The sequence below is a fragment of the Paraburkholderia sp. BL21I4N1 genome (assembly GCF_002973525.1).
Lineage (GTDB): Bacteria > Pseudomonadota > Gammaproteobacteria > Burkholderiales > Burkholderiaceae > Paraburkholderia.
This window is the reverse complement of sequence record NZ_PVEN01000005.1, coordinates 169,563-182,376: the sequence shown is the minus strand read 5'-3', so window position 1 is coordinate 182,376 and position 12,814 is coordinate 169,563. Positions and strand designations below refer to the sequence as shown.

Annotated in this window: 14 protein-coding genes; 11 read left to right on the top strand and 3 right to left on the bottom strand. The window is 64.0% G+C overall.

Annotated features, from left to right (window positions below):
* Positions 1–94: 94 nt before the first annotated feature.
* The 10 genes from B0G83_RS15400 (at position 95) to B0G83_RS15360 (ending at position 9,885) form a co-directional block, all read left to right on the top strand.
* Positions 95–1,129: a DNA polymerase III subunit delta' gene (locus B0G83_RS15400; RefSeq protein WP_105508260.1), complete on the top strand. Its 1,035-nt coding sequence runs from the start codon at positions 95–97 to the stop codon at positions 1,127–1,129.
* A gap of 236 nt (positions 1,130–1,365) precedes the next feature.
* Positions 1,366–1,899, top strand: a complete 534-nt coding sequence (locus B0G83_RS15395; RefSeq protein ID WP_105508259.1) for a GNAT family N-acetyltransferase — start codon at positions 1,366–1,368, stop codon at positions 1,897–1,899.
* A gap of 55 nt (positions 1,900–1,954) precedes the next feature.
* A complete protein-coding gene (locus B0G83_RS15390; RefSeq protein ID WP_105508258.1) occupies positions 1,955–2,746 on the top strand; it encodes a TatD family hydrolase in 792 nt (263 codons plus the stop codon).
* A 52-nt stretch (positions 2,747–2,798) separates the two neighbouring features.
* Positions 2,799–3,557 carry an ankyrin repeat domain-containing protein gene (locus B0G83_RS15385; protein ID WP_105508257.1) on the top strand — a complete coding sequence of 253 codons (759 nt, stop codon included), beginning with the start codon at positions 2,799–2,801 and terminating at the stop codon, positions 3,555–3,557.
* 56 nt (positions 3,558–3,613) lie between these two features.
* Positions 3,614–3,799 carry a hypothetical protein gene (locus B0G83_RS38190; protein WP_146120242.1) on the top strand — a complete coding sequence of 62 codons (186 nt, stop codon included), beginning with the start codon at positions 3,614–3,616 and terminating at the stop codon, positions 3,797–3,799.
* A gap of 24 nt (positions 3,800–3,823) precedes the next feature.
* A complete protein-coding gene (locus B0G83_RS15380; protein ID WP_035550226.1) occupies positions 3,824–4,180 on the top strand; it encodes a Rap1a/Tai family immunity protein in 357 nt (118 codons plus the stop codon).
* A gap of 179 nt (positions 4,181–4,359) precedes the next feature.
* Entirely contained in the window at positions 4,360–5,604 is a 1,245-nt protein-coding gene (locus B0G83_RS15375; protein ID WP_105508256.1) for a mechanosensitive ion channel family protein, read from the top strand.
* A gap of 251 nt (positions 5,605–5,855) precedes the next feature.
* The gene (gene otsA / locus B0G83_RS15370; RefSeq protein ID WP_105508255.1) at positions 5,856–7,268 is read left to right on the top strand and encodes an alpha,alpha-trehalose-phosphate synthase (UDP-forming); all 1,413 of its coding nucleotides are present in this window, start codon (positions 5,856–5,858) and stop codon (positions 7,266–7,268) included.
* Positions 7,269–7,347: 79 nt separating this feature from the next.
* On the top strand, positions 7,348–8,514 hold the full coding sequence (locus tag B0G83_RS15365) for an AAA family ATPase (RefSeq protein WP_105508254.1): 1,167 nt from the start codon (positions 7,348–7,350) through the stop codon (positions 8,512–8,514).
* A 303-nt stretch (positions 8,515–8,817) separates the two neighbouring features.
* The gene (locus tag B0G83_RS15360) at positions 8,818–9,885 is read left to right on the top strand and encodes a glycosyltransferase family 4 protein (RefSeq protein ID WP_105508253.1); all 1,068 of its coding nucleotides are present in this window, start codon (positions 8,818–8,820) and stop codon (positions 9,883–9,885) included.
* 157 nt (positions 9,886–10,042) lie between these two features.
* Here B0G83_RS15360 and B0G83_RS15355 read toward each other — a convergent pair whose 3' ends face one another.
* The 3 genes from B0G83_RS15355 to B0G83_RS15345 form a co-directional block, all read right to left on the bottom strand.
* The gene (locus tag B0G83_RS15355; RefSeq protein WP_105508252.1) at positions 10,043–10,636 is read right to left on the bottom strand and encodes a YSC84-related protein; all 594 of its coding nucleotides are present in this window, start codon (positions 10,634–10,636) and stop codon (positions 10,043–10,045) included.
* 374 nt (positions 10,637–11,010) lie between these two features.
* The gene (locus B0G83_RS15350) at positions 11,011–11,463 is read right to left on the bottom strand and encodes a hypothetical protein (RefSeq protein ID WP_105508251.1); all 453 of its coding nucleotides are present in this window, start codon (positions 11,461–11,463) and stop codon (positions 11,011–11,013) included.
* Positions 11,464–11,734: 271 nt separating this feature from the next.
* Entirely contained in the window at positions 11,735–12,031 is a 297-nt protein-coding gene (locus B0G83_RS15345) for a PsiF family protein (protein WP_105508250.1), read from the bottom strand.
* Between the two features lie 449 nt (positions 12,032–12,480).
* Here B0G83_RS15345 and B0G83_RS15340 point away from each other — a divergent pair, with 449 nt between their 5' ends.
* Entirely contained in the window at positions 12,481–12,777 is a 297-nt protein-coding gene (locus tag B0G83_RS15340) for a YciI-like protein (protein ID WP_105508249.1), read from the top strand.
* Positions 12,778–12,814: the final 37 nt, after the last annotated feature.

Here is a 12,814-nt window from a genome sequence, read left to right as displayed (position 1 = left end):
TTTTAAAAGAACATAACCGTTTTTTATAACGGCTTGGAAAGTTCAGGTGGTGTCTTGCCTTACTTCGCTAGCCGATTGATTTCAAAGAGAAACGATGATTTATCCGTGGCAAGCCGATGACTGGAATCGCCTGCAACAACTGCGTGGCCACTGGCCGCATGCGTTGTTGCTGCATGGACAAGGCGGCATCGGCAAGCTGCGCTTCGCGCAGCATCTCGCGCAAGGGTTGCTGTGCGAGGCACAGTTGGCCAACGGCGAGCCGTGCGGCACCTGCGTGGCCTGCAACTGGTTCACCCAGGGCAATCATCCGGATTACCGCATCGTGGTGCCCGAAGCGCTGGCCGCCGAAGCCGGCCTGAACAGCGCCGCGGACGAAAAAGCCGAGAAGGCCGACGCCGACGAAGGGAAAAAGACCCGTGCGCCCAGCAAGGAGATCAAGATCGAGCAGATTCGCGGCTTGCTCGACTTCGTCGGCGTGGGGTCGCACCGCGGCGGCGCGCGCGTGGTGGTGCTGTATCCGGCCGAAGCGCTGAACATCGCCGCGGCCAACGCGCTGCTGAAGACGCTCGAAGAACCGCCGGCGGGCGTCGTGTTCCTGATGGTATCGGCGCGGATCGACCGTCTGCTGCCCACCATCATCAGCCGCTGTCGCCAATGGCCGATGAGCGTGCCAGCGCCGGAACTCGCCGCGCAATGGCTGGCCGCGCAGGGCGTAGCCGACGCGCCGGCGTTGCTCGCTGAAGCCGGCGGCGCGCCGCTTGCGGCACTCGCGCTGGCCAGCGACGAAAACCGCGCGCTGCGCGACTGGACCCTGAAGCAACTGGCCGCCGGTGCCGGGTGCGATGCGTTCGCGTGCGGCGAGGCGCTGCAGAAGTTGCCGGTGCCGCTGGTGCTCGGCTGGCTGCAACGCTGGATGTACGATCTGCTGGCGCAGCGCACCGCGGGCGCGCCGCGTTATTTTCCGCAAGCTTCGGCGGCGTTGACGCGCTGCGCGTCGCAGGCGGATGCCAGCGCGTTCGCGCGTTTCATGCGGACCGTGACGCGCCAGCGCGCTGTCGAGAACCATCCGCTGAATGCGCGGCTGGTGTTCGAGGAGCTGTTTCTCGGCTACCGCGAGTTGTTCGCGTAGGTAGGGCGTTGGCTTGTGACGCAAGGCCGGATTCGGCGGCGTGTGCAGCGCGCATCCCGCTCGGGTTGCGGTTTCAAGGCGTGGCGTTGCTGCCTGCCGCGCTCAAGGCCTGGCCGCCGTCGCCTTTCCTGCTGCCGTTTTGCCGCCGTTTTTGCAACCGTTCCGCGTTTCGTCTCCAAGCTCCGCTTGGGTCTTCGTTCTAACCGCTCGACCTTCCACCTCACCTTCAACGCACCATGAGCCTTGCCTACCGCGATGCCACGCTTGACGATCTGCCCGCCATCGTCGCTATTTACAACTCGACCGTGCCGTCGCGGCAAGTCACCGCCGACCTCGAACCGGTCAGCGTCGAAAGCCGTCTGGCGTGGTTTCACGCGCATGGCCCGCATAAGCGTCCGCTGTGGGTGGTCGAAGATTCGCAGCAGCCCGGCCGCGTGATCGCCTGGTTGAGCTTTTCGGATTTCTACGGTCGGCCAGCGTATCTGCGCACGGCCGAAGTCAGCATCTATCTCGACGAAAGCGCCCGTGGGCGTGGCCTAGGCAAGCAACTGCTGGCGGCGTCGCTGGCGGCCGCGCCGGCGCTCGGCATCGACACGGTGCTGGGTTTCATCTTCGGCCACAATGATGCGAGCTTGCGGCTGTTCCGCGGCTTCGGCTTCGACACGTGGGGCTCGCTGCCGCGCGTCGCCGTGCTGGACGACGTGGAGCGCGATCTGGTGATTCTCGGCAAGCGCCTCGACGCGCCGACGGAAGCCGCCGACGTCGAATAAAGCCGACCGAAGCCGCCCGATTCCACCTCACGCCATTTTTTCGCAGGACCTCACCATGTTTGTCGATTCGCACTGCCACATCAACTTCGAAGGACTCGCCGACCGCCTGCCGCAGGTGCTCGAGAACATGCGCAGCCATTCGGTCACGCATGCGCTGTGTGTGTCGGTCGATCTGGAGACGCTGCCGTCGGTGCTGGAGATCGCCAGCCAGCACGACAACGTCTACGCGTCGGTGGGCGTGCACCCGGATCACGAGGACATGCGTGAGCCGAGCCTCGCCGAATTGATCGAGTTGGCCGAGCATCCGAAGGTGGTGGCGATCGGCGAGACCGGACTCGACTACTACCGTCTGGAAGGCCGCACGATCGCCGACATGGAGTGGCAGCGCGAGCGCTTTCGTACCCATATCCGCGCCGCGCATGCCACGGGTAAGCCGTTGATCATCCACACGCGCTCGTCGTCGGAAGACACGCTGCGCATCATGGCCGAGGAGCGCGCCAGCGAACCGGGCGGCGTGATGCATTGTTTCACCGAGCCGTGGGCCGTCGCCGAACAGGCGCTGGCGCAGAATTTTTACATTTCGCTGTCGGGCATCGTCACGTTCAAAAGCGCGACCGACGTGCAGGACGTCGCGCGCCGCGTGCCGCTCGAGCGTCTGCTGATCGAAACCGATTCGCCGTACCTCGCGCCCGTGCCGTATCGCGGTAAGCCCAATGAACCTGCGTACGTGAGTTATGTCGGACGCTACATCGCGCAGCAACGCGAGATGCCGGAAACGGCGCTGGCCGCCGCGACGACGCAAAACTTTTTCCGGCTCTTCAAGATTCCCGTACCGGCTGGCGCGTGATCTTATAAGTCGATAAATATCAAAAGGATAGGGAAGATTCCTAAAGCACAATATGAGAAATATTCCGATGTCGATCGTTGCCATTCAAAAGACTTCCGCCGCGCGCTCCGCGCGGGTTCCGGCGCGCCGCGGCGTGTTGCGCGCATCGCGCGCGCTGCGCTCGGTGTTCGCGGCGACGCTGGCTTGCGTCGCGTTGAGCACGCTGATTGCATCGCCGGCGCAAGCCGCGCCGATCGACTCGCTGATCAAATCGGTCAAGTTCGACGACGTCGACGGCGTCAACAAGCTGCTCGCCAAGGGCATGGACCCGAACAGCGTCGATAACCAGGGCATTCCGCTGCTGGTGATCGCCGCGCGCGAAAAGTCGGACAAGGTCGGTGCCGCGCTGCTCGCCAATCCGAAGACCAACATCGAGATCCAGGATAAAGCCGGCGAGAACGCGATGATGATGGCCGCGCTGAATGGCGACCTCGATTTCGTCAACCAGTTGATCGCGAAAGACGCCGAAGTGAACAAGAAGGGCTGGGCGCCGCTGCACTACGCGGCCGCGAACGGCCACGACGACATCGTCAAGGTGCTGCTCGACCATTCGGCCTACGTCGACGCGGGCTCGCCGAACGGCACCACGCCGCTGATGATGGCGGCACGCGGCGGCCATGTGTCGACGGTGAAGCTGTTGCTCGACAACGGCGCGGATCTGACGGTGAAGAACCAGATCGGCCTGACGGCGCTCGATTTCGCGAAGACTTATAAAGAGCCGGACGTGGTGGAAGGGCTGACCGCGCGGCTGCAGCAGATGCAGCAGAAGTAAACGACGCGGGAACGGGGGCGAGCGCACACAGTGTGCCGACGGGTAGAAGCGCCGAGATGCCGAAATGGCAAAATACCGAGGCACCGAAGCGCGAGACCGGCACCGCGCCGTTCGCCCGTTCCCTGCGGTTTTGCCTGAAGATAGCGCCAGTTGACGCGCTTGCGCTTCGCAAAACAGTGCAGAATGACGACTTTGGCGCGCCGCGTGAGCGCGCCGTCCGGATGCGGCGAAAGACCGCCTGATAAACGACCCTGGAAAGGAACACCATGCTGCGGGCTTTGATTTTCGCCAGCGCGCTTGCCGTACCGCTATCGGCAGCCGCGTTTACGGGGGGCGACCTCAACAAGCTGTGCACCAAGACGGACGTGGCCTCGCGCAGTGCATGCGCGGCTTATATCGAAGGCGCCGCCGACGGTATTTTCAACACCATCGACGCAATCGGCGGCACGACCGGCCCGCGAGTCGGCCAGTATTTCTGCCTGCCGCAGGACGCGCGTTCGGCGCAGTTGACCGACGCGGTGCGCAAGTACATCGCGGAAAATCCGATCGTCGCGGGCTATAACGCCAGCACGGCGATCTCGCTGGGCCTCGGCAAGGCGTTTCCTTGCAAGAGCGGTAACTGATCTGAATCGGTTCGGTGCCCGGCGCGTGCGCGCCGGGCACTCGGCATCGATCGCGCTTTCTCCTTCGGCCTGGCGCGATCCGGGCTGAACCGGTCTGAACCCGCCCCGGGTTTGTGTTCGACCTGCCGTCGCACGGCCCATCCATTCCCACCCGTCAAGTCAGGAGGACCATGCCCCCCATGCCCACTCTCGACGACTTCGCCCGTATCGCCGAAGCGCCGCTGCATAGCTGGCTCGGCGCGCTGATCGTGTCGGTCGTCGCGGCGCTGCTGGCGCTCGGCATTCAACGCGTCGGCGCGCGCATCGTCACGCGCATCGCGCGGCCTTATCCGCTGACCAGTGTGGTGCTGCGCTACATCGACAAGCCGTCGCGTTTGTTCCTCGTGATCCTTGCGCTGGAAGCCGTGTGGTGGGAGGCGCCGGATACGCTGAATTTCATCACGCCCCTGCGCGACGCCGCCGGGATCGCGATGATTGGCGCCATCACCTGGCTGTCGGTGCGCTCGGCGGCCGCGATCGGCGAGGCGATCATCCAGGCCCATCCGCTCGATACCGCCGACAACCTGCAAGCTCGCCGCATCCATACGCAGGCACGCGTGCTGGCGCGTTCGGTGATGCTGGTGATCGTGATTGTCGGGGTGGGCGGCGCGCTGATGACGTTCCCGAACGTCCGGCAGATCGGCGCGAGCCTGCTGGCGTCGGCGGGCGTGGCGGGGTTGGTGGCCGGTATCGCGGCACGGCCGGTGCTCGGCAATCTGATCGCAGGGTTGCAGATCGCGCTGTCGCAACCGATCCGGCTCGACGACGTCGTCGTGATTCAGGGCGAGTGGGGGCGCATCGAGGAAATCACCGGCACGTATGTGTCGGTGCGTCTGTGGGACCAGCGGCGGCTGATCGTGCCGCTGCAGTGGTTTATCGAAAATCCGTTCGCCAACTGGACGCGCAGCAGTTCGCAAATCATCGGCACGGTGTTTCTGTACGTCGATTACCGGATGCCGCTCGCGCCGCTGCGCGAGGAGCTGGCGCGTATCGTCGAGGCCGCGCCCGAGTGGGATCGCCGCGTGCAGGTGCTGCAGGTCACCGACGGCACCGAACGGTCGATGCAATTGCGCGCGCTGGTCAGTTCGCTCGATTCGGGGCTCAACTGGGATTTGCGTTGCCGGGTGCGTGAGGGGTTGCTCGAATTTATTCAGAAGCACTATCCGCAGTACTTGCCGCGGGCGCGCGCCGATGTGTCGGCCGAACTCGAGAACGGCAAGGGCGAACCGCTCGACTGGGTGCCGCGCGGTTTGCATACGCCGGCCGGTAGCACGGTCGCGCATACCGAGGCCGATCCGGTGGCGAGCCGCGGCGGCCGGTTGCCGGTGGCGGATGCGGACGGTGCGGCGCAGGCTGCGCAGCCGAAAGCGCAGGAAAAAGTCTGACGGAAGGGCGTGGCATGGCCGCGACTTGACAACGCCAACCGCATTGATCCGCTTGCAGATCGATGCAACTGATCGGGCACTAAAGCGGTCGAATAGTCCACTGACTCACGAATCCGGCGCGGCCGGGCGCGCTTCATGGTGTGTCGGCGATCGGTCGCAGCGCATACGCAACGACCACGCAGCGCGACACAAACCACAATCGCCACACACACCTAGCCCACCCGCGTCGCACGAACCAAGGAGGACACACCATGGGCCGACTTATCGTCGTGTCGAATCGCGTCGCCACGCCGACGGAAACCCGGGGCTCGGCCGGCGGTCTCGCGGTCGGCGTATTCGGCGCGCTCAAAGACGCGGGCGGCGTGTGGTTCGGCTGGAGTGGCGACGTGGTCAGCGAGACCGTCGCCAATGCCGGTCCGACACTGGAGCAGGACGGCGCGGTGACCTTCGCGACCGTCGGCCTCACGCGCAAGGATTACGACCAGTACTACCGCGGTTTTTCGAACGCGACGCTGTGGCCGGTATTCCACTACCGCAACGACCTCGCGCGCTACGAGCGCGAAGAGTACGCGGGCTACCGGCGCGTCAACGCATGGCTCGCGCACAAGCTGATCAAACTGCTCGAACCCGACGACGTGATCTGGGTACACGACTACCATCTGATCCCGTTCGCCGAAGCGTTGCGCAACGAGGGCATCACGAACCGCATCGGTTTCTTCCTGCACATTCCGTTTCCCGCGCCGCAGATTCTGCTCAACATTCCGCCGCACGAAGAGCTGGTGAAGTCGTTGTCCTGCTACGACCTGCTGGGCTTTCAGACCGCCACCGACGAACTCGCCTTCCACGACTACGCGGCGCGGCACGCGCGCGGCTCGGTGAGCGCGGACGGCCGCGTCGAGGCGTTCGGTCGCAAGCTACGCACCGGCGTCTACCGGATCGGCGTGTTTCCGGATGAAATCGCGGAGCAGGCGCAGCGCTACGAAAGTCGCCAGCACGTGCTCGACCTCAAGCAGAGTCTCGAAGGACGCAAGCTGATCATGAGCGTCGACCGGCTCGACTATTCGAAGGGGTTGGTCGAACGCTTCCGGGCCTTCGAGCAATTGCTGGAGCGCTCGCCCGAATGGCGCGGCAACGTCACGCTGGTGCAGATCGCGCCGCCCACCCGCTCGGACGTCGTCACGTATCAGAAGATTCGCCAGGATCTGGAGTACGAAGCAGGGCGCATCAACGGTCGCTATTCGGGGCTCGACTACACGCCGATCCGTTATCTGAACCAGCAATACGATCGATGGAAACTGATGTCGCTGTTTCGCGAGTCGCAGATCGGCTTCGTGACGCCGCTGCACGACGGGATGAATCTGGTCGCGAAGGAATATGTCGCCGCGCAGAATCCGGACGACCCCGGCGTGCTGGTGCTGTCGATTTTCGCGGGTGCGGCGGCCGAGCTGAGCGGCGCGTTGCTGGTCAATCCGCATGACGCGATCGGCATGTGCGAAGCGCTGCAGCGCGCGTTGCAGATGCCGCTTGACGCGCGTCAGCGGCGTCACGAGATCAACATGGCGGCGCTGCGCAAAAACGATCTCGGCGTCTGGCGCGATACGTTTCTGGCGGATTTGCGCAGTGTGCCGGTGCAGAAGCCGGGCAAGGGCGGCGGGCATCGGTGATGTGGCGTGTCGAACGGAGAGTTTTATCGCGTGGGCTGTCGGCCGTTTTGCGCTTCGCATTCAACCGGGCGTCGTCGGTATGCTGACGGCCTTGGCCATCGCCGGTTACCGGTCGCTGCGCGAGCTGGTCGTGCCGCTTGGCCGGCTGAACGTGATCACCGGCGCGAACGGCAGCGGCAAGTCGAGCGTGTACCGCTCGCTGCGTCTGCTCGCTGACACAGCGCGTGGCGGTGTGATCACGTCGCTGGCACGCGAAGGCGGCTTGCCGTCCACGTTATGGGCCGGTCCCGAGCGTTTCTCGCGTGGCATGCTGGCGGGCGAATTGCCGATCGAGCCGCTGCGCCGCAAGGACCCGGTGAGCCTGCGGCTGGGCTTTGCGGGCGACCAGTTCGGCTATGCGATCGACCTCGGTCTGCCGCCGCTCGACAAAGCCACGTTGTTTCCACTGGACCCGACGATCAAGCGCGAATGTATTTGGAGCGGGCCGGTGCTGCGGCCGTCGGCGTTGCTGGTCGACCGGCAGGGTGCGGCGCTGCGCACGCGCGACGAGCAGGGCGACTGGCAGACCATCCCGCAACCGGTCGCGAGCTTCGACAGCATGATGACGGAGTTCTCCGACCCACGCACCGCACCCGAAATGATCACGGTGCGTGAGCAGATCCGCTCGTGGCGCTTCTACGACCACTTCCGCACCGATGCCGACGCCGCCGCGCGTCTGCCGCAGATCGGCACGCATACGCCGGTGCTGTCCGACGACGGCGCCGATCTCGCCGCGGCCTTGCAGACCATCCGCGAGATCGGCGACCCCACGGCGCTCGCGGCGGCCATCGACGATGCTTTTCCCGGCTCGCAACTCGACATCTCGACGCAGGACGGCCGCTTCGAAGTGTTGATGCGGCAGCACGGCTTGCTGCGGCCGCTGAAGGGCGCGGAGTTGTCGGACGGCACCTTGCGCTATCTGCTGCTGGTCGCCGCGTTGTTGACGCCGCGTCCGCCCGCGCTGCTGGTGCTGAACGAACCGGAGACGAGCCTGCATCCCGATCTGCTGCCGGCGCTGGCCCGCCTGATCGCGCGGGCGGCGCGGCAGTCGCAGGTGCTGGTGGTGTCGCATGCGGCGCGCCTGATCGCGGCGCTCGAACGCGAGGAGGAGAGTCGATCCATCGTGCTGGAAAAGCATTTCGGCGCCACCCGTATCGCCGATGCGGACGATCGCGACCTGCCGGCGTGGAAATGGCCGGCGCGATAATTGCGGCTTTTTGTCTGACGGCCCGGCGCGGGCTCGAAGTAAGGTCGAGATTGAACCGCGAAGCCCGTGCGGTGTTTGCCCGACTGTGCCCGACGCCTCGCGCAATGTAAGCTGAATGTAACAGCGCCAGGCAAATGCAAGACGTGGCGCTTTTTGTTGTTCTGTAGTGAATAATGATTCGATGCCGGTCATGCAGATGCGTATTGCATCGGCCGGCGCCATCGGCGCCCCTTTGCGCGGGCCGCGCCCCTGACGCGCTCCGCCGCAACGCGCGGGCCGTCAGCTTACGGAGACAAATCTGCCATGAAGATTGCCCAGATCGCCCCTTTGACCGAGTCGGTGCCACCCAAGCTATACGGCGGCACGGAGCGCGTCGTGTCGTACATCACGGAGGCGTTGGTCGAGCTCGGCCATGACGTCACGCTGTTCGCGAGCGGCGACTCGGTGACCAGCGCGAAGCTCGAGCCGGTGTGGCCGCGCGCGCTACGTCTCGATCCGGGCATTCGCGACCGCGTGGCGCCGCATATGCTGCTGATGGAGCTGGTGCGCCGTCAGGCCGACCAGTTCGACGTCCTGCATTTTCACCTCGACTATTACTCGTTCTCGGTCTTCAAGCGGCAGGACACGCCGTTCGTCACGACCATGCACGGCCGTCTCGATCTGCCCGAGCAGCAGCCGGTGTTCGACACCTTCAACACCGCGCCGGTGATTTCGATTTCGAACGCGCAGCGTCATCCGTTGCCGCAGGCCAGATGGCTGACCACCGTCTATCACGGCTTGCCGGAGCAGCTCTATACGCCGCAGCCGGTCGAGCAGAAATACCTGGCGTTTCTCGGCCGGATTTCGCCGGAAAAGCGCGTCGACACCGCGATCCGGATTGCCGGCCGCTGCGGTATGCCGATCCGCATCGCCGCCAAGGTCGATGCCGCCGATCGCGAGTATTTCGAGCGTGACATTCGTCCGTTGCTGGATCTGCCGCATGTCGAGTTTATCGGCGAGATCGCGGATCATCAGAAGGCCGAATTTTTATCCGGCGCGCATGCGTTGCTGTTCCCGATCGACTGGCCGGAGCCGTTCGGCCTCGTGATGATCGAGGCGATGGCGTGCGGCACGCCGGTGATCGCGTTCAATCGCGGCTCGGTGCCGGAGGTGCTCGAAGAGGGCGTGACGGGCTTTATCGTCGAAGACGAAATCGGCGCGGTGGCGGCGGTGAATCGGCTGCACAAGATGCCGCGCGCGGGCGTGCGCCAACGCTTCGAGGAACGCTTTACGTCGCACCGGATGGCGCAGCAGTACGTGGACGCGTATCAGTCGGTGATTCGGGCGCAGAAGCGTTCGCGCTTCAAGGTGATCGATACGTCGGGGAGCTGAGGCACGGCGAAAAAAAACGGCGATGCGCATTTAACGCATCGCCGTTTTTTCATGGCCGTTCGATACACCACTTCGCATCACCTCGCACCACGTCGCGCCGCCTCACACCGCCGCGCACGGAACCGGGCGGATCAGAGGCAGGCCGTTCGCGTACGCCTTAGATTTTCAGGCGCGAAACCTTGGTGCCTTGCAGCGACAGGTCGCCCATCAGGCCGGCATTCGTCAGCACGAATACTTCGACCGGCGCGGTGGCCGTGGTGGTGTCGACGGCGCCGTTCGCGCCCATTTTCACCAGCGCGACCGAGGCGTCGCCGCCGACCGACCAGCCGTCCGCATTGCGGAATTTGTCCAGCGCGTCTTGCGTCATGAACAGGAAGACGATGGCCTTGGACTGTGCGCCTGCCTGCAGGCCGAACGAGCCGGAAATCGTGCTGTAGTAGCCGACCGTGCCGCCGCCGACACGCAGCGACCCTTCGCCGTACTGACCGCCCACGATAAAGCCCGCCTGCAGCACCGACGGGAACACCAGCACGCCGCGCGCCTTGGAGACGAGCTCGCGCGAACCTTGTACGGTGGTGTACAGGCGCGACATGGTGCCGTCGACGCTGGCGTCGATCGACTGACGCTTGGACGAATCGGTGGACGAAGTGTTTTTATTGTCGCTGTTGGACGTGGTTGTACAACCAGCGAGTGCAAGGCCTCCGAAAGCGAGCGCAGCGGTCGTCTTCAACATGAAGTTTCGTCTTTGCATCGTTTTTCTCCGTGATGGTTCCGGGTCGCAACGCCGGATGATTTGGCGGGTTGCTTATAAGTTATATCACACGCAAACGGAAAAGGCGCATCTCGCTGGCAGGCGTAAAGCCTTGTGTGGCGGGGCTTTGCGGGTAATCGTAAGGCGTCGTGCAGTAACTTTGACCTGGTGCAAAAGACGGCTGGAGCGGACCCGGCGGCGCGTTCCAACGGGTGCCTCGCGAATCGTTCGAGGCGTCACGACGGCTACGCGGCGCCCGTTCGCCGTGGTTCGGAACGTCCCTTTTTACCGATTCCGGGCTCGACGAGAAGGGATGCAATTGAACTGAAAGTGTTGCCGCTACGCCTCAGATCGGCGTTGCGGCAAGGCCGCCGTCAACCATGATTCGCCGGACTCTTGACCGGCGGCGCTGGCCTGCGCAGGGCACGCCGCACCATGCCGATCAGTACGCCGATCAGGAACAGCGTCACGGCCGGCACGATCCAGTAGCCGACGAACGCATGCCACAAATAAGCCATCAAGGTGGTGCGACGCACGCTGTATTCGTTGCGCGCGTCCTGCTGGCGCGGCGCATTGGCGGCCAGCACGTCGGCCGGGCAGCCTGCGGCTTGCGCGTCGTCGGGCTTGCCGTGGCAGCGCGCGGGGGCGCCGGCGGCGCGTTGTGCGTCGGTGAATGTCCAGCTGGTCAGCGCGCGGTCGAGGTCGACGGCGTTGTACGCCATTTCCTCGCGGATCTCGCTGACCGCCACGATCGCCACGGGCACCGCCCAGAATATGATGACGATCAGCCACCGCCTCAACCAGCGGTTTTTATGCTTCGTTACCATCCTTGCCTCCGATCGATGCTCTGCAGCACCAACGACAAGATGGCGGCCCGTCTAATGTTGTGTGTGAGGGTGGGCCGTCTCCGCAGCCATCATAGAAGAAAAACGGGGCGTTCGCGCGACTGGGATGGGGGTACGTGAGAGCCGACGCGCGGCGTGAGACGCGTGGTGGTCGGCGGAACGGCATGGAAGCGCGTGCAAGCGCGACCATCGGGCACAAGCATTGCGAATGACGACTCGGCGCCGCGTTGCCGCGCCGAGCCACCCAACCCGATCAGTTAGCCGGTGCGTTGGACAGGCAGGTCTTCATGAACGCCTTGCGGTCGTCGCCTTTCTTGCCGGTGGCTTGCGTGTTGCAGGCCTTCATCTTGTCCTGCTGACTCATCGGCGCGGCGGCGGCCGGTTTCGCGGACAGACAGGTCTTCATGAACGCCTTGCGGTCGTCGCCTTTCTTGTCGGCGGCCTGCTTGTTGCAATCGGCCATTTTGGTTTGCTGGCTGTTCTGCGCGAACGCCGGCGAAACGAGAACGGCGCCCAGTACCAGCGTAGCGAAAGCGGATTGGATTTTCATGTGACACTCCATCGGTGGTGAAAACGTTTTTGGTCGTTCATGCGCGTGGGCGTCAACGGCATCCAGGGCCCCTCGGCATAACCATTATGGCAAATGCTGTCTGCCAGAACGGACAAAAGGACATTCTGGTTGACAGACGTGAGCGCTGGTTTTCCCGTACGCGACGGCGCGCAGGCGACGCCAGTGAGGGGATTCGGCGAATGGCGGCATTGAGAAATCATGCTATGCATTCCAGATCAATTACGCTGGCCATTTGAAATGAATTAACCGCTCGCCATTCGTTATCGATCAAAGAAAATTCGCGTGACGCATAAATATTGCTGCGAATGCAACTGAATAGTAAATCGGCATGAAATTCCGCCGTCGGCCGCATTGGTAATATTGACCAGCAAGTTCGGACCGCAAGCGCCCGTGCGTGCCGGCATCAACGTTGTATCAGGAGGTTCTCCATGCATTACCTGTTGATGTATGACCTCGTGCCCGACTACCTCGAACGACGCGCCACCTACCGGGACGCCCACTTGCAATGTGCATGGGCTGCAGTGGCACGTGGCGAACTGCTGCTCGCCGGCGCGTTGGCCGACCCTACCGATGGAGCCGTCCTGCTGTTTCAGGGCGATTCGCCGGATGTCGCGGAAGCCTTTGCCAGAGCCGATCCGTATGTGCTTGCCGGCCTCGTGACTCACTGGCGGGTACGGGCATGGACGACCGTGGTGGGTGAAGGCGCGACGCATCCTGTGCGCTAGAAACCACGGATCGATGTCACGCCGCGCGCGTCCCATT

Coding starts and splice junctions, on each gene's coding strand:
- B0G83_RS15400 (WP_105508260.1), top strand. CDS start 95: ATGATTTATCCGTGGCAAGCCGATGACTGGAATCGCCTGCAACAACTG.
- B0G83_RS15360 (WP_105508253.1), top strand. CDS start 8,818: ATGAAGATTGCCCAGATCGCCCCTTTGACCGAGTCGGTGCCACCCAAG.
- B0G83_RS15345 (WP_105508250.1), bottom strand. CDS start 12,031: ATGAAAATCCAATCCGCTTTCGCTACGCTGGTACTGGGCGCCGTTCTC.
- B0G83_RS15365 (WP_105508254.1), top strand. CDS start 7,348: ATGCTGACGGCCTTGGCCATCGCCGGTTACCGGTCGCTGCGCGAGCTG.
- B0G83_RS15395 (WP_105508259.1), top strand. CDS start 1,366: ATGAGCCTTGCCTACCGCGATGCCACGCTTGACGATCTGCCCGCCATC.
- B0G83_RS15355 (WP_105508252.1), bottom strand. CDS start 10,636: ATGCAAAGACGAAACTTCATGTTGAAGACGACCGCTGCGCTCGCTTTC.
- B0G83_RS15380 (WP_035550226.1), top strand. CDS start 3,824: ATGCTGCGGGCTTTGATTTTCGCCAGCGCGCTTGCCGTACCGCTATCG.
- B0G83_RS15390 (WP_105508258.1), top strand. CDS start 1,955: ATGTTTGTCGATTCGCACTGCCACATCAACTTCGAAGGACTCGCCGAC.
- B0G83_RS15385 (WP_105508257.1), top strand. CDS start 2,799: ATGAGAAATATTCCGATGTCGATCGTTGCCATTCAAAAGACTTCCGCC.
- otsA (WP_105508255.1), top strand. CDS start 5,856: ATGGGCCGACTTATCGTCGTGTCGAATCGCGTCGCCACGCCGACGGAA.
- B0G83_RS15340 (WP_105508249.1), top strand. CDS start 12,481: ATGCATTACCTGTTGATGTATGACCTCGTGCCCGACTACCTCGAACGA.
- B0G83_RS15350 (WP_105508251.1), bottom strand. CDS start 11,463: ATGGTAACGAAGCATAAAAACCGCTGGTTGAGGCGGTGGCTGATCGTC.
- B0G83_RS15375 (WP_105508256.1), top strand. CDS start 4,360: ATGCCCACTCTCGACGACTTCGCCCGTATCGCCGAAGCGCCGCTGCAT.
- B0G83_RS38190 (WP_146120242.1), top strand. CDS start 3,614: ATGCCGAAATGGCAAAATACCGAGGCACCGAAGCGCGAGACCGGCACC.